Source organism: Belnapia sp. (genome assembly GCF_059504005.1).
Map to the genome: position 1 here is coordinate 1 of NZ_JCACHU010000169.1, position 16,022 is coordinate 16,022.

Annotated in this window: 11 protein-coding genes; 6 read left to right on the top strand and 5 right to left on the bottom strand. The window is 66.6% G+C overall.

Features of this window, described 5'->3' with window-relative positions; all coding sequences use genetic code 11:
- Window positions 1-355 precede the first annotated feature (355 nt).
- The gene (locus AC5JJ1_RS26975; protein ID WP_495788216.1) at window positions 356-1,864 is read right to left on the bottom strand and encodes a DNA-methyltransferase; all 1,509 of its coding nucleotides are present in this window, start codon (window positions 1,862-1,864) and stop codon (window positions 356-358) included.
- Between the two features lie 1,194 nt (window positions 1,865-3,058).
- On the opposite strand from AC5JJ1_RS26975, the gene AC5JJ1_RS26980 reads away from it, so the two are divergent.
- Together AC5JJ1_RS26980 and AC5JJ1_RS26985 are read left to right on the top strand one after the other, a co-directional pair.
- Window positions 3,059-3,382: a hypothetical protein gene (locus AC5JJ1_RS26980; RefSeq protein WP_495788217.1), complete on the top strand. Its 324-nt coding sequence runs from the start codon at window positions 3,059-3,061 to the stop codon at window positions 3,380-3,382.
- Window positions 3,383-3,406: 24 nt separating this feature from the next.
- Entirely contained in the window at window positions 3,407-4,093 is a 687-nt protein-coding gene (locus tag AC5JJ1_RS26985) for a DNA-methyltransferase (protein ID WP_495788269.1), read from the top strand.
- A gap of 544 nt (window positions 4,094-4,637) precedes the next feature.
- Here the strand turns inward: AC5JJ1_RS26985 and AC5JJ1_RS26990 are convergent.
- Entirely contained in the window at window positions 4,638-4,769 is a 132-nt protein-coding gene (locus AC5JJ1_RS26990) for a hypothetical protein (RefSeq protein WP_495788218.1), read from the bottom strand.
- Between the two features lie 1,375 nt (window positions 4,770-6,144).
- Between AC5JJ1_RS26990 and AC5JJ1_RS26995 the strand changes: the two genes are divergently transcribed.
- The 4 genes from AC5JJ1_RS26995 to AC5JJ1_RS27010 all read left to right on the top strand — a co-directional run bounded on the left by AC5JJ1_RS26995 (window position 6,145) and on the right by AC5JJ1_RS27010 (window position 10,828).
- Window positions 6,145-6,324, top strand: a complete 180-nt coding sequence (locus AC5JJ1_RS26995) for a hypothetical protein (protein WP_495788219.1) — start codon at window positions 6,145-6,147, stop codon at window positions 6,322-6,324.
- 441 nt (window positions 6,325-6,765) lie between these two features.
- Window positions 6,766-7,029 carry a hypothetical protein gene (locus AC5JJ1_RS27000; RefSeq protein ID WP_495788220.1) on the top strand — a complete coding sequence of 88 codons (264 nt, stop codon included), beginning with the start codon at window positions 6,766-6,768 and terminating at the stop codon, window positions 7,027-7,029.
- Window positions 7,030-8,056: 1,027 nt separating this feature from the next.
- On the top strand, window positions 8,057-9,562 hold the full coding sequence (locus tag AC5JJ1_RS27005; RefSeq protein ID WP_495788221.1) for a hypothetical protein: 1,506 nt from the start codon (window positions 8,057-8,059) through the stop codon (window positions 9,560-9,562).
- A 351-nt stretch (window positions 9,563-9,913) separates the two neighbouring features.
- Window positions 9,914-10,828 carry a tyrosine-type recombinase/integrase gene (locus AC5JJ1_RS27010; RefSeq protein WP_495788222.1) on the top strand — a complete coding sequence of 305 codons (915 nt, stop codon included), beginning with the start codon at window positions 9,914-9,916 and terminating at the stop codon, window positions 10,826-10,828.
- A 181-nt stretch (window positions 10,829-11,009) separates the two neighbouring features.
- On the opposite strand, the gene AC5JJ1_RS27015 is transcribed toward AC5JJ1_RS27010, so the two are convergent.
- The 3 genes from AC5JJ1_RS27015 to AC5JJ1_RS27025 are packed head-to-tail and all read right to left on the bottom strand — an operon-like array spanning window position 11,010 to window position 16,016.
- Window positions 11,010-12,842 carry a recombinase zinc beta ribbon domain-containing protein gene (locus tag AC5JJ1_RS27015; protein WP_495788223.1) on the bottom strand — a complete coding sequence of 611 codons (1,833 nt, stop codon included), beginning with the start codon at window positions 12,840-12,842 and terminating at the stop codon, window positions 11,010-11,012.
- Entirely contained in the window at window positions 12,832-14,577 is a 1,746-nt protein-coding gene (locus tag AC5JJ1_RS27020; protein WP_495788224.1) for an O-linked N-acetylglucosamine transferase family protein, read from the bottom strand. The genes AC5JJ1_RS27015 and AC5JJ1_RS27020 overlap by 11 nt, the downstream gene beginning before the upstream one ends.
- Window positions 14,577-16,016 carry a tetratricopeptide repeat protein gene (locus AC5JJ1_RS27025; RefSeq protein ID WP_495788225.1) on the bottom strand — a complete coding sequence of 480 codons (1,440 nt, stop codon included), beginning with the start codon at window positions 16,014-16,016 and terminating at the stop codon, window positions 14,577-14,579. The genes AC5JJ1_RS27020 and AC5JJ1_RS27025 overlap by 1 nt, the downstream gene beginning before the upstream one ends.
- Between the last annotated feature and the right edge of the window lie 6 nt (window positions 16,017-16,022).

Sequence of the window (16,022 nt, forward strand, 5' to 3'; positions counted from 1 at the left end):
GACATTCTCGACAAGGTCCGTCGAGGGAAACAAGTGTTGGAGTCAGAACACTAGATCGAGAAGGGCTCGCTCCATTTGCCGGAGCGCCTGAGGGCTGGGATCGAAGCCGAGCAGTTCCGAATTGGCTTGCAGGAGGCCATCCAAGGTAGAGGAGTTGAGGAGCGGCCAACGCAGCAACGCTGCCACGGACGGAAGCATGCTGCCGGTTAGGGCGGTGGCGGCGTGCCGGTGGCCGTCTGGACAATCGGCTTGTTTGGCAATCATTCAGGCTGCGGACATCATGTGATTGAAGCTCATCAAGGACGACGGCATCCGGCTCGACTGGATTCGGGCTTTCTGGTCTAAAGGCGGAACGCTAGGTTTCCGCTTTCACCTCACTCAAGCGGTCACACAAGCGCTTTCGGATCGTGTCCGCGTGTGCCTCGACCAACTCGATCAGTGCAGCGTTCCTCCCGTGCTGCAACGCGGCCATGCCGGTCGTACCGGTGCCCGCGAAGCAGTCGAGCACCCAGGAGCCCGGCGGCGACCCCGCCAGAATGCACTTCGCCGCCAACTCGACCGGGAAGGTGGAAGTGTGGTCGCCTTTTCCGCTGGTTGGCCGGATGGTCCACACGTCCCGCCCCGTCCGCTGCCCTCCATCCACCGATCTCTCGCGCAGCGCGGATGCGTCAAAGTAGTAGCGCGGGCTCTTGGTCAACAGCAGGATGTGCTCATACGAGTGGACCGGTCGGTCGCCGACCGGCGCGGGAGCGAAGTTTGGCTTCACCCACACGATCATGGATCGAACCCACCAGCCGTCAGCCTGTAGTACGAGGGCCAGCCGCTCCGGGATGAGCATGCGGTCTTTGTCCTTTAAACCGTGCTTGGCCATCCGGCTACTGTAGAGCGTTCGACCATCGGCCGCGGCGTCCCTCCAATGTCCTTGCGAGTTCTGGCCCGAGGCCATATCGCGCGCCACGCTTCGCTTGCCGTCTGGCCGGATGGCGCGTCGGGTGCAGTAAGTGTCGTCGATGACGATCCAGACCGTGCCGTCCGGATGGAGGACCCGTCGGACCTGTCGGAACACGCCTGTGAGCGTCGCCACGTAGGCGTCAGGCGAGTCCTCAAGGCCGATCTGGTCAGCGTGGCGCTCGTCCCGGAGCCAAAAGTACGGCGGGCTGGTCACGCAGCAGTGGAAGTGGTTACTGGGCAGGCGGCGTAGCAAATCGCGGCAATCGCCAACGTGAAGGATTGCTCGGCCGCCGTCCCGGCCCAGTGTGGGGCTCGGCTTCTTTCGCGGAACGTCACGCGGCGGAGGCCCACCGTCGATCCACGCCTCTACCTCCACAAGCGTCATAGCGTATCCTTCCGGACTCCGCGGCCCGTCCACAGGGACGATCCTGTAGAGGCCGAAATCCAAAGCGCGGGCGTCGCGGCGAGGCGACTTTTCTAGGCTGTACCCCATACGGGCGAGCACGCGCCGGGCTCGGTTCTCGCGCACCTTGTATCCGGCTTCTGCATCGTCGCGCATCCGTCCAACCCGCTCGCCTTGCATATCCATGCCAGAATCGATGCCCGGACGCATGCGGGGAGGAGTGCTGCAAGACCAGTCAGAATACATCGTCGACCCCGCCACTTCACGGTCCTCGTCCTTCGCCTCATCCTGGCCCGCGCTAGTGGCCTTGGCAGCCTCGTCGACTGGGAATGATGCCGTCGTCGCGGGTGCGGTGTTGGCTGTGTCGCCCGCCGCGTCCCGATCGTCGATCACTACCGGACTGGCGGTCGGCTTGTTGGTCGTGGTGGTGGCCGACTTATCGGCGGCCGTGCTGATGGAATATTCGCCGTTCGGACGCTGAGCAGCGCTCAGGGTTTTGTCGTTGGTCATAGTTCACACAGCCTCTCTCAATCCGCTGTCGCACGCGCGCAGCGGAGGGGTCGGATAGGATTGGGGGGTCGGCGCAGGGATGACCCCGCGAGGGGTCAGGTCTCCCTAGGCTGGGGTGGTCAACGCCGCGTAGGGATGGCGATGCCCGCTTTCTTGTCTCTGCTGCTTGTCATGCTGTCCCTCTAGCTATGCGCTGGCGCATTAGTGGAACAAGGCAGGACGGCGTGCCAGGGAGGGGCGGGTCCGAGACGGGGCCTGAGCTTCGGTTGAGGGTTCGTACTCGCTGCTAGCATGCGCGGCTGCTGCCGTTGGGGAGAGTATATTCAAAGACTTAGATTGGATTCTATAACTGCACGCAGCCGTGGCTGATGTGGAGGAGAACGGATAAGAGCGGCGCCCGCACCTTCCGTTGTTGTTCACCTCGGCTTTCGCGGTCACGCTCGGGACCCTTTCCGACGGTACGTATCGTGGTCAGCGATGCGTCGCTCGTAGCGAGGAGGTGGCTGTCGTGGCCGAGCAAGTTTCCCGTCGCAACGCAGAAGCGTCGCGCTAGGCCTCGCAACACTCATGGCGGTCGGAGCTACGTGATGTATGAGACGCGCCTGAACCGTCACCACATGACGCCTGAGAGCAGACTCTAGGACCGCGACTGCCTCGGCGGTCACGCCTCTGCACCGGATCGACATCAAAGCTCGGGGCTGGCCAGCGGTGCCCCATGCGCTTCTGTGTCGGGTTCGGCCACAGACGTTGTGCAGCTCACCCTCTCTTCGTTGAGGAGATCATCTGGGAACAGCAGCCCCGCGACACCGATCAGCAGGTACTCGGCGAAAGGCAGTGGGCAGGCGCCGAACTCCCGCCAGATGTTCGGCGATCGTGGCCCCTAGGCTGCGCAGCAGAACTGCGCCTCCACACCGGGGTGCAACGCCGCGCCAGGACCCGGTGGGTTGGCCCTTGCCGACGCTCCGACCATCGGGGGGACGGGGGCCGGTCCCAGAGTGATCCCGCTCGAAGGTGGAGGCGCCACTGACCGCGGAACAGCCCTAGGAGAACGGCTTTCGCATGGCCGCGGTGAGACGACGCGAAGTCGGGTGGCTGGCCTGATGCACCGCTTCCCCCCTCGTGAAGCGAAACTCCCTCGACGAAAATCCCATATTGGTACCAAATGCCCTTCCAGGGACACCTTCCAGGGACACCATGCGGCACAGCGAGGAGCAGCAGGCCAACACAGCGGAGCGGCGGGTTCGGCGAAAGGCCGGTCGGAACAAGCTCCTTCTCTCGCGCAGCCGATCGCGCACGCAGGGGAGCAGCGACTACGGCCTTTACGAGCTTTCGGACGAAAGTGGCCAAATTCTCGCACGCGGCTTGACGATTCAGCAGGCCGAGGAGTGGTTGGAGAAGCCTCCGGAGACGACGCCGCTGCCCTTCCACTACCACACCGGCCATGCCCTCGACCGTTTGCGCCGCATGCCTTCGGACACTTTCGACTGCTGCGTGACCTCGCCTCCCTATTGGTTCTAGCGTGACAATCACCACAAGCGCCAGATCGGCCTTGAGCGCACAGTACAGCGGCACATGGCTGAACTGTGCGAGGTGTTCGACGAACTCCTCCGGGTGATGAGTCCGAAGGGGACGTTGTGGCTGAACGTCGGCGACAGCTACTCAACGCGTCGCAAGATCAAGGAGCATCGCCGCAAGGGTCAGCATCTCTCCTGGGCGGAGCAATCAAAGCGCGGCTTGACGATTAGCGGTGCCTTGGGCTTGCCACAGAAGAACCTGTTGCTTCTGCCGGAGCGCATCGTCTCCATTCTACAGGAGAGGGGTTGGACGCTGCGGTCGCGCATCACTTGGGTGAAAACGCACACGTTAAAGGACCGTGATGATGATCGACCGCGCCGCGTCACCGAGCCGGTGTTCCTGCTGACCAAGCAAGCTAGGCACTACCACTGGCGTACGGTCCGAGGCTGTGAGACCGATGTGTGGACCATCCCTCCGGCGAGCGGCCAGGACGATCACTCAGCGAGAATGCCTTTGGAGATGGCGCTGCGGTGCATCCAATGCGGCTCCCCTCCGGGCGGGCACGTCATCGACCCCTTCGCCGGATCGGGAACGACGGCCGTGGCGGCGGCGCGGACCGGGCGGGAGAGCACCAGCATAGAAATCAACAAGCGAACTGCGCAGGCCGCCCGGACGCGGTTGCGGGCGTTGATAAGCGCGGTGGCCCCACCATAGAACGCGCGTGCTCGGTTGCGCCTTCGACGCTGCATGGCCAAGCAACGCAGACGCATTCAGATCGCCCAACTAGCAGGCACGATTATAGCCCGGCCGGGCAAAGCGATGCGGGTTGGTGCGGATGGCGGAGCCAGAGCGGACGTGCCGCCCAGGCTTCCCGATTCAAAGCAACGCCGCGCGGCCCCGCTCCTCCAAGCAGTGCATCATGTGAAGCGGGCCTTCGGCGTCCTAAGGCTTCGCCGCTAGGGCCGGATCAAGGCAACGGCTGTCTAGCTATGAATCTCTTTGCCAGTTCTGTCTCGACGAGACATCCGCAAGGACGAATATCGCCACCGAGATGAAACAGCTAGCATCGTACCCTTACGGCGGCTTGCCCCCCGGACGAAATCGGAAGGCACAGTTCGAGGTAGGGATGGCAAAGGCGCGGAAAGCAGTCACCAGGGGCGTAGCAAGATCGTTTTCGGCCATGTGCAGCCAAAGAGCGCCGCGCATTGCGAGAGGGCTGGACGATTGTGCGAGGGTCAGGGAGTACTCGCCCAGCCATTCAGGACATGCCGCCATGACCGATTATTCCGCTTTCAACAGCATCGATGACGACATCCCCGGAAACGGCAATGACCTCTTTGATCACGTGGTCAAGATGCCCAAGACCATCGCCATCCTGCACGTCATGCACGTTGCTGGGTTCGTGCCGTGCGGGCTCGTGCAGCAGAGTTGGAGTTGTCGGTCATGCCTTGCACAGTGCATCACGAAGACCGGGCGAGGGCTGCTGTGGTCGTGGGCCAGAGGGGCGGCAAGACCGCGCAGCCAACCTTTAACTTCACTGCTGTGTTGGAGGGTTGCGAGGGTGTGCTGATCCTCTCGCCCTACTGGGGCAATGATGTCTGATTGAGTGATTCGATCCTCATTAGCCGGTCTCCTGAATGGTGTAGGGAGACGGCACGCACATCGCGGTGGAAACCTGACAACGAAGCTTCATAGGAGACGAGGTGACGGGAGGGCCACCTAAGTCCAAGACACTGCGGTGCGGCATCATGCGTCAGCGGCGTCACGCCTGCTGCCCGCGCCGATGTCGATCACGGCCGAGGGCGCATCCGGGAGCAGATCGCAGAGCCCTGCGTGCAGGATCGTGGGGTCGATCGCCTCGTAGTGCCACACGACCGAAGCGGCGTTGGTTAGGTACCAGTCGCGGGCATGATCCGGTGAGGAGTCGGGGCGCAGGAGAGTAAGACATCACGACGATCGTGGTCTCGCGGCCACCGGGGTAGAGCCTCGGTCGGCCGCGCAAACCTGTCCGCTGTGTGTCGGGAGGACCTGTTGCTCCGGCGGTGAGCGCAACTTCTCCTCCCAATCGGCATCCGGCTTGGCACTCGATCACGCATGACAGCCTGCCTGTTGGACCCAAGCACGAATGCGAAGTCACCGACACGACGGGCACGCCGAGCGGCGGAGCGGGCGACGCCGCGGGGCGAGGCGTAAGCCCGACCCTGTCGTGTCTGGCGCTTCCTCGGGTGGAACGCGCCTTGGGGCGCGTTGCCGCCCGCGTAAGACCGATTAGTTGTCATGCCAAATCGCGGCTCGATGTGGCGGTCCGGTATGCCAACCCATGTTGTGATCTATGCGGGACGGCGTGCTGTATGGCGTGCGGATGTGCGGTCCGTCAGGCGTATCACTATGGAGGTCAGGTCCGGCGCCGAGATTCGAACCCCCTTCAACAAAACTGCTGTAGATTCGAACCCCCTTTAATAAAAAACAGAGAAGAGTCGAACCCTCCGCAAAGAATGAGTGCCGTTAGTGAAATGACAAACGCACCATTCTCAAGAATCTAGTTGTGTCTTTTTGTTTTTTGGACCTAGAATGCTGGTCTGACCAAGCAGGATGATGCGACGTGCTGCTACGTCCGTTCCCTTGGTCCCGTCTGGTTCTCGCTTGATCGCACGTCGCTTCGGCTGTTCGCCTCGACGGGAACATCTAAATCACCCATGACGCGGTGCGTTCAGGTACCGGGCCATTGGGCGGCATACTCAACCGGCATGGTGGGAGAAGCTAGAATGACCGAATACACCGACGCTCAGGAATTGGCGGAGCAGCATGGTGGGGCCTGGGGCGAGCATCCCCAGTATCTCGTCAGCGATTGGCAGCACGAGGTCGCGGAGGGGAACACGCGGCTCGGCTACTGGGTCTGGGTGCTGCACCGCATCGAAGCGGACGAGGACGAGGACGAGGGCTAGCCGACATGGCGTCGAGGCATGACGCAGTGCGTTCAGGTGCCTGAACACTAGAGAGCCAAGCTCACTTCGTTCGCTCGTCCTGCTGTATGCGATCTCTCACTCACTGTCGCTCGCTAGAACCGATCACACGCAGCGATCAGACGGAAGAATCTCCAAGCCCTGCTCAGAGATGAACAATTCATCACAGGATTTTCCTCAAGGCTTGGCAACTGGAAAGGCGTCGCCGATCAGCGACGCCCTGGGAACAGGACTGCGGCATCATCCGGTGCCGCCTCTGTCGCCCGCCGCCTCATCGCCACAGAGATCACCGCCTACGCGGCAGCCCATCCCCCGGCGCCACTCACGACGAAGCAGCGCACCGCATTGCAGCGTCGTCGAGCGTCATCTGAGGGCTGACATGGCGAGCAGACTCGATTGGGGCCGGTTGGGGTATAAAAGACCTTGCCGGAGACCCGCTACCTCAACGGGCTGATGGTCAGCCAGAAGCCATGGTACGGCCCGGGAGACACCACCAAGCCGCCCGTCAAGACCTTCGCCCAGGAGGAAATCGCCGCCAACACGGCAGCCAACCGCCTCCGCCCGCGCCGAAGCGGAGCAGGGGAAGTGACGCCTGCACAATCCGCCTATCGAAGCCGTCAGGCCGAAGCCAAGGCGGCACGCATCGCCCGCCATCAGGGTGGGTTGGCATGGCTCCCCTTTGCATAGCCGCCGACGGCTCAATGACCACGACCTCGTGGCCGAGCAAGGCCAGCCACGCGGCGTCGCGCCCACTGCGCGCGATGATGTCGATCATGGCCGAGGGCGCATCCGGGAGCAGTTCGCGGAGCCCTGCGTGCAGGATCGCGGGGGCGATCGCTTCGTAATACGGCACGACCGAGGCGGCGTCGGCTTGGTCCAGTTGAAGGGCATGATCCGGTGCGGGGTCGGAGCGTCGGAGAATAGCACATCTCAACGGTCGTGGGCTCGCGTCCACCGCGGCAAAAGCTTGGTCGGCATGCAAACCTGTCCGCTGCGTGTCGAAAGGACCATTGCTCCGGCTACCATGTGAGTCCTTTCTTAAATCGGTCTCTGGAATGGCATTCGACATGAGGACGAGCGCCTGCCTGTGGAACCCGAGCGCGAATGCGTAGCCATGGACACGACGGAAACGCCGAGCGGCGGAGCGAGCGACGCCGCGTGGGCGAGGGCGTAAGCCCGCTTCCCGTCGTGGCTGGCGCTTTCTCGGGCGGAACGCGCCTCGGGCGCGTTCCCGCCCGTGCAAGACCATCTGATTGCCCAGACGAGTCACGGTCCGATGTGGCGGTCTGCTATGCCAACTCATGTCGTGATGTGTGCGGGACGCCGTGCGGATGTGCTGTCCATCCGGCGTATCACCATGAAGGTCAGGCCCGGCGCGGCAGCCCGCGCCCGGCCTGCGCCTGACCTCTCGGCCACCGGGCGCTGCGCGCCCTCGCTCCGGCGCGCAAGGCACGCCATCGCGTGCCCGGTCGGTCAGGCCGCGTCGCATCTGTCGTGACGAAAAGGTCGATTTCAGACGCATTGATCAGGTACAATGCATACGTGGCCACGTAGCGGACGCACTCGTGCACGAACGGCCGAATAAATACGTCACGAGCAATTCCTATATAAACACGCGTCGGACACACTATCCGACTCCACCACATTTCAGCATGTCGAGGTCACCGCGCTCGCCTGGTGACCGCATTGGAGAGAAAATTTGATTCGAGTAGAGGTGCTGGTCGGCCCGCCCGGCTGCGGCAAGACCAATGAGTTGTTGTTCGAGATGACGGCCTTACCGAGCCGCTATGTGTTCGCGCTGCCGACCACTGAACTGATCGACGAGAAGCTGCTGGACCTGAACCGCGAAGCGGCAAAGTCCGGCACCGAGCCAGTGATCAAGGCCATCCACAGTCGGGTGGCGGGCCGCCGGTCCCTAAGTGTCAGCCGCGAGATCACCGACGCCATCGACGAGTACTCGTCGCTGCCACACGTCATTCTCGTCGTAACGCATGAAGCCCTCATGCAGACCGATTTCACCTGCGTAGCGGAGAAGCAGTGGAATGCACGGATTGACGAGGTGCCCTCCGCGACCATCGCGGGCGAGTTCTGCATCCCGTCGTCGTCGCGCTTTTTCGAGGCGTGCTACACGCTGTCGGCGGTCCAGGGGACGGAATGGCACCGGGTGTCGTTGGGCAGCAACGCGCCCTCGATGAAGGACATGCTGACCGACGATCTGGTCAAGAGTCTCGCAGCGTTTCATAAGCGTGCCAAATCGCCGCACGGAATCTTCGTGGACGTAGCTGACTGGCGCGATGCGCGCGACCGCAGCGTGCGGTGGTGGTCGGCGTGGACGCCTGCTGAGTTGGCGCCTTTCGCCACATCGGTGATGGCCGCGTCGGGCTTCTTCCACAGCCTCACCCATCTGGCGGCCCGGAAGTGGTTCGGCGACGAGGTGGAGTTTGTACGTCGAGAGATCAGTGCCACTGGCTCTCGCAGGATGCCGAAGGTACACATCCGCTACTTCACGCGCTGCCACAGGGCATCGACCGAATGGTGGTTCCCCAGCGACCTCAAGAAGTCGCGCGAGGGCAAGCGCTGCCTCGCCGCTGTCTGCCGCTACCTCGAAGGGGTAGATGACCTTGGCTATTGGAGCGGCAACGCCGCCGTCGTCGATTACTTCGAGGAGCGGCTGTCGGGCGAGCAGGTGCGTCCAAAGGTGGCGGGCTCCAACAGATACCGGGGCCTGACCTCTTGCGCCTTCATCTACAGCAGCAAGGCGCGCCCTGAGGACGCCATCCTGCTGGACGTGTTCGGGCTGACGTGCGAGGAGGTTGAGCGCGCCCGCGAGCGGGAGGACATCTGGCAGTTCGTCATGCGTGGGGCGATCCGCATGGCCGAGTTCGGTGGCACCTACACGGTCCACCTTTACGATCTCTGGCAGGCCGAAGCGCTGGCGCGGATGCTCGGCGAGGAGGGCATCACAGGCGACGTGGTGCTTGAGCCCATTGAGGCGGCAGGCATCCTCGGAGTGGAGCGTCCGAAGCCCGGACCGAAGCCGGGCGCCCGGGCGGCTGCATCGGACAAGTCGTTCGAAGAGCGGGAAGCGGAGCGCCGGGTGGCCGACCGGGAGAGGAAGCGTCGCCAGCGCGAGAAGGAGCGTGCCGCGCAGGAAGCTGACGGAACCCTGCGGAGCCGTGGCCGCCCGAGAACGAACAGCGGCGCGGAGGCGAGCCCATAACGGTATAGCAGCGCGCATGGGATCGCCGCGAGGACGGTCAGTACATCTCCCTCCCGATCTCGCGGCGCGACCTCGACAAGGCACCGGCACCTCCCGGGTTTCACATTGCGGGCTCCCGGTCGCCGTCGGCCGCGCAGTCGTCCCTCGTCCAGAACACAAAATTGAACCGGCAAGGGAATGGATTGACCGGACGTGGGCTGGCGACCGATATTCGAAACGTATCGGTCGTCAGGGTCGCAGATGAGCGGAACTCCATCAGGAGCGGACGGGGGTCATGCGGCGGATGACCCGACGCTCCTGGCACTAGCCGATGCCTCCGACGGAGCACGGACGGTATCGCCGCAGGCTTTGATGGCGTGGGCTCGGGCCGAGGACTACGCCCGGGCCTCGCGCGCCTCCGCCACCCGCCGCGCCTACCGCTCCGATTGGGCGCACTTCGAGGCGTGGTGCCGGACGAACGGTCTCGCCGCCCTTCCGGCTCCGCCGCAGACCGTCGGCGCCTACCTCGCCGCCCATGCTGACGCGCTGGCCCCGACGACGCTGAGCCGTCGGCTGTCGTCGATCGCCGTCGCGCATCGTCTCGCCGGGTTTCAACTCGACACCCGGCACCCCGCAGTGCGCGACGTGATGGCGGGCATTCGCCGCGAGCGCGGGACTGCACCTCGCCGCGCCGCCCCCGCGACAACGGACATCATCCGCCGCACGGCCGCAGCCTGCGATGTGCGGACGCCGATCGGGTTACGCGACCGCGCCCTCCTCCTCATCGGCTTCGCGGGCGCGTTCCGCCGGTCCGAACTCGTCAGCCTCGACCAGCGCGACCTCGCCTTCGGACCCGAGGGCGTGCGGATCACGCTGCGCCGCTCCAAGGCGGATCAGGAGGGCGCGGGCGAGGTGGTCGGGGTCGCGCGGATCGACGGCTCGCCGACTTGCCCGGTAGCGGCACTGGAAGCGTGGCTGACTGCGGCGAGCGTCCCCGAGGGACCGGCGTTCCGATCTGTCGATCGGCATGGCAGGGTCGCCGCAACGGCGCTGGACGACCGCGCGGTCGCTCGGGTTGTGCAGAAGCTTGCCGCAGCGGTCGGGCTCAACTCATCGGCCTACAGCGGCCACAGCCTGAGGGCCGGGTTCGCCACGAGCGCCGCCATGCACGGCATTGAGGAGCGGCGCATCGCCAAGCAAACGCGCCACAAGTCGGCGGTCGTGCGCACCTACATCCGCGACGGCGAGGTGTTCGTGCGCAACGCCTCGTGTGAGGTTGGTCTTTGAACGTGGTTGAAGGAGTCGGGGACACCGGCGGCAAGTCCGGTCGGCAATTCCATGGAACACGATCGGGGCCGTGCTCAGGAATTCAATATACACGCGCTAAGAATCTCAGGGCGGTGCTGGGCAGGGGAATACCCAGGGGGCGGCACCCTAGGGTCTGGACAGCCCTGCGCGGGCAGCGCGGTCAGCTATAGCGCCGGGCGAACGCGATCCGGCGGTCGGGGAACCGCTGTCCAAGGGCAAGCGAGTAGCGTTCGAGCAGCGGGTCGGCGGTGTGCTGTGTTAAGCGGCCATCAGCGTGTTGCCAGAGCCAGTTGCCACACAGGTCTGAGTATCCCGAGAACGTCCCGTCCTCGGCCGAGATCACCGTGACCTTCGCACCGCCGCCGATCCAGATCATCGTCGCGCCCGGCGCGAGGGCGATGCTGTCGATGATGGCCCGCAGGGCTCCGTTGATCTCGGCCCTTGCCTCGGCGCGCTCCTGCCCCTCGTCAACGCTGGTCGCCATTGCGCACAGGCGCCGCACCGCCTGGATGTGCTCGCCCGCTCCGTTGGCGTTGGCCTCGGCGCGCTGACGCTCCTGGACTGTGAGGAGATCACGGTTCAGCGCGGCCTTCTCCGTGCGCCACTCGGCCAATTTGTGAGCGATGTCCTCCTCCGTAATATCGTCGCGGTCCAACAGCGCCGAGGACCGCTTGGCGATAAAGTTAAGCCGGGCGGTGATGCGCTCAGTTTCCTCCGCGATGGTCGACTCGCTCGATTTGGGAGCGAGACTTCCGGGCTCGAACAGCACACCTGTGCAGGCATCGAGCACCTGACGCTCGATCTCCAAGTAGCGGATCACCGCCTTCTGGACGCACCCGGTGCCGTTATCGGCGGACCGGCACCGGAGCCAGTGATAAACGGTCTCCCGGCCGGTCGGCCGGTGCCGCCGGAACACCATCGGACCGCCACAGGCGGCACAATGGACGAGAGACGAGAGCATGTTCGGGAACCCGTCGCCCCGCCGCCCGCCATGACCGGCCCGCCGCCCGCCGCCGAACTGCCTGCGCCGGGCTGCGATGGCCTCCTGGGCGGCCTGGAAGCGCTTCTCGGTCATTCCGGGGACCACGGGGTAGACGACATGTGTCTCGCCCTGGCGCTCCACCAAGGCGCCGGTTTCGCCATCGACCTCTGTCCATGTCAATTCGCCGAGCAGCCGCCGGTCGTGCAGCAGCGACGCCACGGTGGCGACGGACCATCCGCTGGACCCCCGCTCAGTCCTGAGGCCCCAGGGCGCGCACCGCTCGTCACCCGCGAGCCAGTCGCGGTTCAAGCCATTCACGATCGACCAGACGCCCTGCCGGTGAATCTCTCGAAACACCCGGTCGATCACGTATAGGGGGCCAGGGAGGAAGTCGTAGGTGCGCTTCGGATCGCGCTTGTCGCCGACCGTTACGAGCCAGCCCGGCGTGTTGGCCGTCGCGGGCCTCCCGGTCTCAATGGCGAGCTTCTGTTTCTCGCGTTTGGCGAACCGGACGTTGCGTGACTTGGTGGCCGACTCCTCATGACCGATACCCAACTGGATCAGCGCGAACGCCAGGATGATCGAGCCGCCCGGTCCGTCGATGACGGCGGCATTGATAAGCTGGTTCGACTTCTTGATGAAAAAGCCGATCCCCGCGTGAATCAGGTCGCTGAACAGCCGCTCGGCCCTGGAATTCTTCATTCGGGTCAGACGGGTCCATTCGTCGAGGATGATGACCACTCCGCGCGGCACTTGATTGAGGGCAATCCGCTTGAGCAGCTTGCCCATCTCGCCTCGAAAGACATTCTCGCCGCTGTAGCCGGACAAGCCGTGGTCCACCAAGGGATGGGGGTGCAGGGGCAGACCGACCTGTTTGGCGATGTCGGCGTCCGGCTTGGAGCGCTCCTGCCGGTCGAGGCCAGTACCCTCGATCTGGATGGCGGTGCTGACCCGGCGGTAAGGCTGAGCGTAGGGACGGCAGGGATCGAATGTCAGGGCATCAGCAGGCATGCGGCCCGTCATAACGATCCCTGCTGGTCTCCACAATCCTCGTTGCCTTGTTGAAGCAACCGAAGGTGACGGTGCCGCCAGCGAGCGCCGGCAGCGGCGCGACCGGCGGCGCATAGGGCGGCGGCAGGTAGCATACATAGCCGTCCGGCAGCCGCAGCAGGCGTTCGGTGTAGTGCCGCTCGAAGCCGGGCGGCGTTTCCCAACGGTCGGTCAGCATCCAGTCGCAGGCGGCGAGGCCGAGGGTCGAGAACTGCGCGCCGACCCATTTCACCTGCACCGGCGCCGGGCGGTGCGGCAGCACGAAGGGCCGGCCGCCTTCGCCGTAGCCGCCGAGTTCGATGAGGATGTCGATGCCGTCCGCAGCGATCTGCGCGGCGATGTCGGCATCCTCGAGCGCGCCGACCTCGCGCCAGCGGGCGCAGCGGGCGCGGAAGCGGGCGGCGAGCGGGTCCGTCCGCGGCTTCAGCGAGTAGGCGGTGATCTCGAAGTCGCGCTCCGGCAGCGCTTCCACCCCGGCCAGCGTCAGCCAGCCGACCGGATGCTGGCCGAGGCCGCCGGAGAGCAGGCCAAGCCGCAGCCGCCCCTCGCCCCGCCGCCGGCCGGCGACGAGCGGCGCCGCGGGCGGCAGCGCCGCGCCGATCGCCTCCGCAGCGCGGCGGAGATTGGCGGCCGTGCCGGCCTCGGGATGATAGGGCAGCACCGCGATGCGGTTGACCAGGGCGGCCACCCCTCCCCCCGCCAGCGAGGCATCGGCAGCGGCGAGCGCGGCCTCCTGCTCGCCGAGCGTGTTGAGGGCAAGGGCCTGGTTCAGCAGCAGCGTGGGGTGCGGGCCGAAATCGGCGATGGCGGCGGCGAGGATGTCGAGCATGGCCGAGAGACGGTTGGCCTTCCACAGCACCGTCGCCAGCCGGTTGCGGAGATCGAGATCGGCGGGCCGAGCCGCGATGGCGGCGCGGAGCGTGGCCTCCGCCTCGGCGCCCCGCCCGGCCTCGGCCAGGGCATGGCCGAGGGCGGCCAGGATATCCGCCTCGCCGGGTGCCAGGAGATGGGCGGCGCGCAACTCGGCCAGCGCGGCGGTGGGCCGTCCGGCGGCCTCGTGCAGCCAGGCCGCGGCGAGCGGCCAGCCGGCGGCGAAGGGCTCAGCCGTCGCGCGGGCGGCGATTTCGGCAAGGGCCGCCTCGGGGCCGAGCCAGGCGAGGCTGGCCTCGCCGAAGAGGCGGGCGGCGGCGGCATGGGCGGGGCGGGCCGCGAGGACGCCGGCCGCGCCGGCCGCCGCGGCCGCGGCCTGCCCCCCGGCAAGGTCAAGGCGGCCAAGGGCCAGGATGAGCTCCGGCTCGGCCGGATCGATTCCCCGCGCGGCACTCAGCAGGGCGCGGGCCTCGGCGGTGTCGCCGAGCATGCCCGCAAGGGCGGCATGGGCCGGGACGTGGCAGGGGTCGCGCGCCCGAGCGGCGCGGAACAGGGCTTCGGCGCCCGCCCTATCGCCGCGCAGCCCGGTGATGGTGGCGAGGCGGAAGGGCGGCTCCGCCTGCTCGGGCAGCGCCGCCATCGCCGTGCGCAGATGCGGCTCCGCCTCCGCCAGGCGACCGAGGGCATGCAGGGCGAGGCCGAGATTGAGCCCGGCCCAGGCGCCCTGGTCCGGGTCCGCCAGCGCGGCGGTGAGCGGGGCGAGCGCCGCTTCCGGCAGGCCGGCCCTGAGCGCGTCGAGCCCGGCCCGATAGGCGAGCGCGCCCATCAGTTCAGCACCGGCCGCACGAGGAGCAGCATGCCCTCGACCGCATGGTCGCTCTCGAGGCGTAGCGCCTCCGCGCGCTGCTCGATGACGGCGAGGCCGGCCTCGGCGAGGCACCGGGCGACGTAGTCGGGCGCGTGGGCGTATCGGCCGGAGGCGCCAAGCCGCCATGGCCCCTCGCCCGGCGGCAGCCGCTCCAGGCTGAAGAGCAGCGCGCCATCCGGCGCCAGCGTCGCGCGGCAGAGGCGCAGCGCCTCCTCGAGCCGGCCGAGATAGATGAAGACATCCGCGGCGACGATCAGCGCCTGCGGCGGCAGGCCCTCGCGCAGCGCGGCGGTGATCTCGGCCTGGCGCAGCTTGGCATAGAGATGCTTGGTCGCGCCCTGCTCCAGCATGCCGCGCGACAGATCGATGCCGGTGAGTGGACCGCCCAGCAGATCGGCAAGGGCGACGCCGACGAGGCCGGTGCCGCAGCCCAGGTCGAGCACGGGGCCAAGCTTGGCCGCGCCTGCGGCGACGTCCGGCCAGTGGCGCTCCACCATTCGCCGCACCAGGCCGGGCACGCGGTAGCCGAGGCCGAGGAGCGATTGCTCGAAGCGCGGCGCATAGCCGTCGAACAGGGCGGCGACGTAGTGATCCGTTGCGCGCTCCGTCCCCTCCCCCGTTGCCGCGGCGGCGAGATGGGCGAGGTAGCCGTTGCCGGGCGAGAGCCGCGCCGCGGCGGTGAAATGCGGCCCGGCCTCCTCCATCCGGCCGGCGGCGACCAGGGCATGGGCGAGGACGCTGTGCAATGAGGCGTCGGGGATGCCGGCGGCGAGGCCGGCTTCGGCGAAGGCGATGGCAGCGGCGGGGTCGCTCGCGAGCAGGGCGTTCTGCGCCTGCAGGGCGGCGAAGCGGGGCTGATCCGGCGCCTGGCTGCGGCAGAGGGCAAACGGCTCGGCCGCAGCCTCGCGCCGGCCAGCCAGCATGAAGGCCTGGCCGAGGTGGGCGCGCAGGCCTGCATCGGCAGGCTCGGCGCGCACGGCCTCGCCGAGGAACCAGATCGCCTCGTCGAAGCTGCGGATCTCAAGCAGGGCGGTGCCGAGCATGGCCTTGGCGGCGGGGTCCCAGGGCGTCGCCATCACCGCCGCGGCGGCATCGTCGACAGCGCCCCTGCCGTCGCCGCGGGCGAGGCGGATTCGCGCGCGAAGCCGGCGGGCGGCGGACCACTCGGGATCGGCGGCGACCGCCGCATCGGCGGCCGCCTCAGCCTCGGCCAGGCGCTCCAGCGTGGCGAGCGCCTCCGCCCGCATCAGCGCCGCGGCGGGGGCTAGGCCGGGCAGGCGGGAAAGGCGGTCGAGGATCGGCAGCGCCTCCTCCGCCTGGCCGTCCCGCAGGCATTGGCGGGCGCCGGCATGCAGACGGGCGCCGAGCAGCGCATCGGGCGCGGCGGGAACGGTCATCACATC

Excerpts from the sequence above, each read along its gene's own strand:
- AC5JJ1_RS26980 (WP_495788217.1), top strand. The coding sequence starts at position 3,059 with ATGCGGCACAGCGAGGAGCAGCAGGCCAACACAGCGGAGCGGCGGGTT.
- AC5JJ1_RS27010 (WP_495788222.1), top strand. The coding sequence starts at position 9,914 with ATGGCGTGGGCTCGGGCCGAGGACTACGCCCGGGCCTCGCGCGCCTCC.
- AC5JJ1_RS26995 (WP_495788219.1), top strand. The coding sequence starts at position 6,145 with ATGACCGAATACACCGACGCTCAGGAATTGGCGGAGCAGCATGGTGGG.
- AC5JJ1_RS27025 (WP_495788225.1), bottom strand. The coding sequence starts at position 16,016 with ATGACCGTTCCCGCCGCGCCCGATGCGCTGCTCGGCGCCCGTCTGCAT.
- AC5JJ1_RS27015 (WP_495788223.1), bottom strand. The coding sequence starts at position 12,842 with ATGCCTGCTGATGCCCTGACATTCGATCCCTGCCGTCCCTACGCTCAG.
- AC5JJ1_RS27020 (WP_495788224.1), bottom strand. The coding sequence starts at position 14,577 with ATGGGCGCGCTCGCCTATCGGGCCGGGCTCGACGCGCTCAGGGCCGGC.
- AC5JJ1_RS26975 (WP_495788216.1), bottom strand. The coding sequence starts at position 1,864 with ATGACCAACGACAAAACCCTGAGCGCTGCTCAGCGTCCGAACGGCGAA.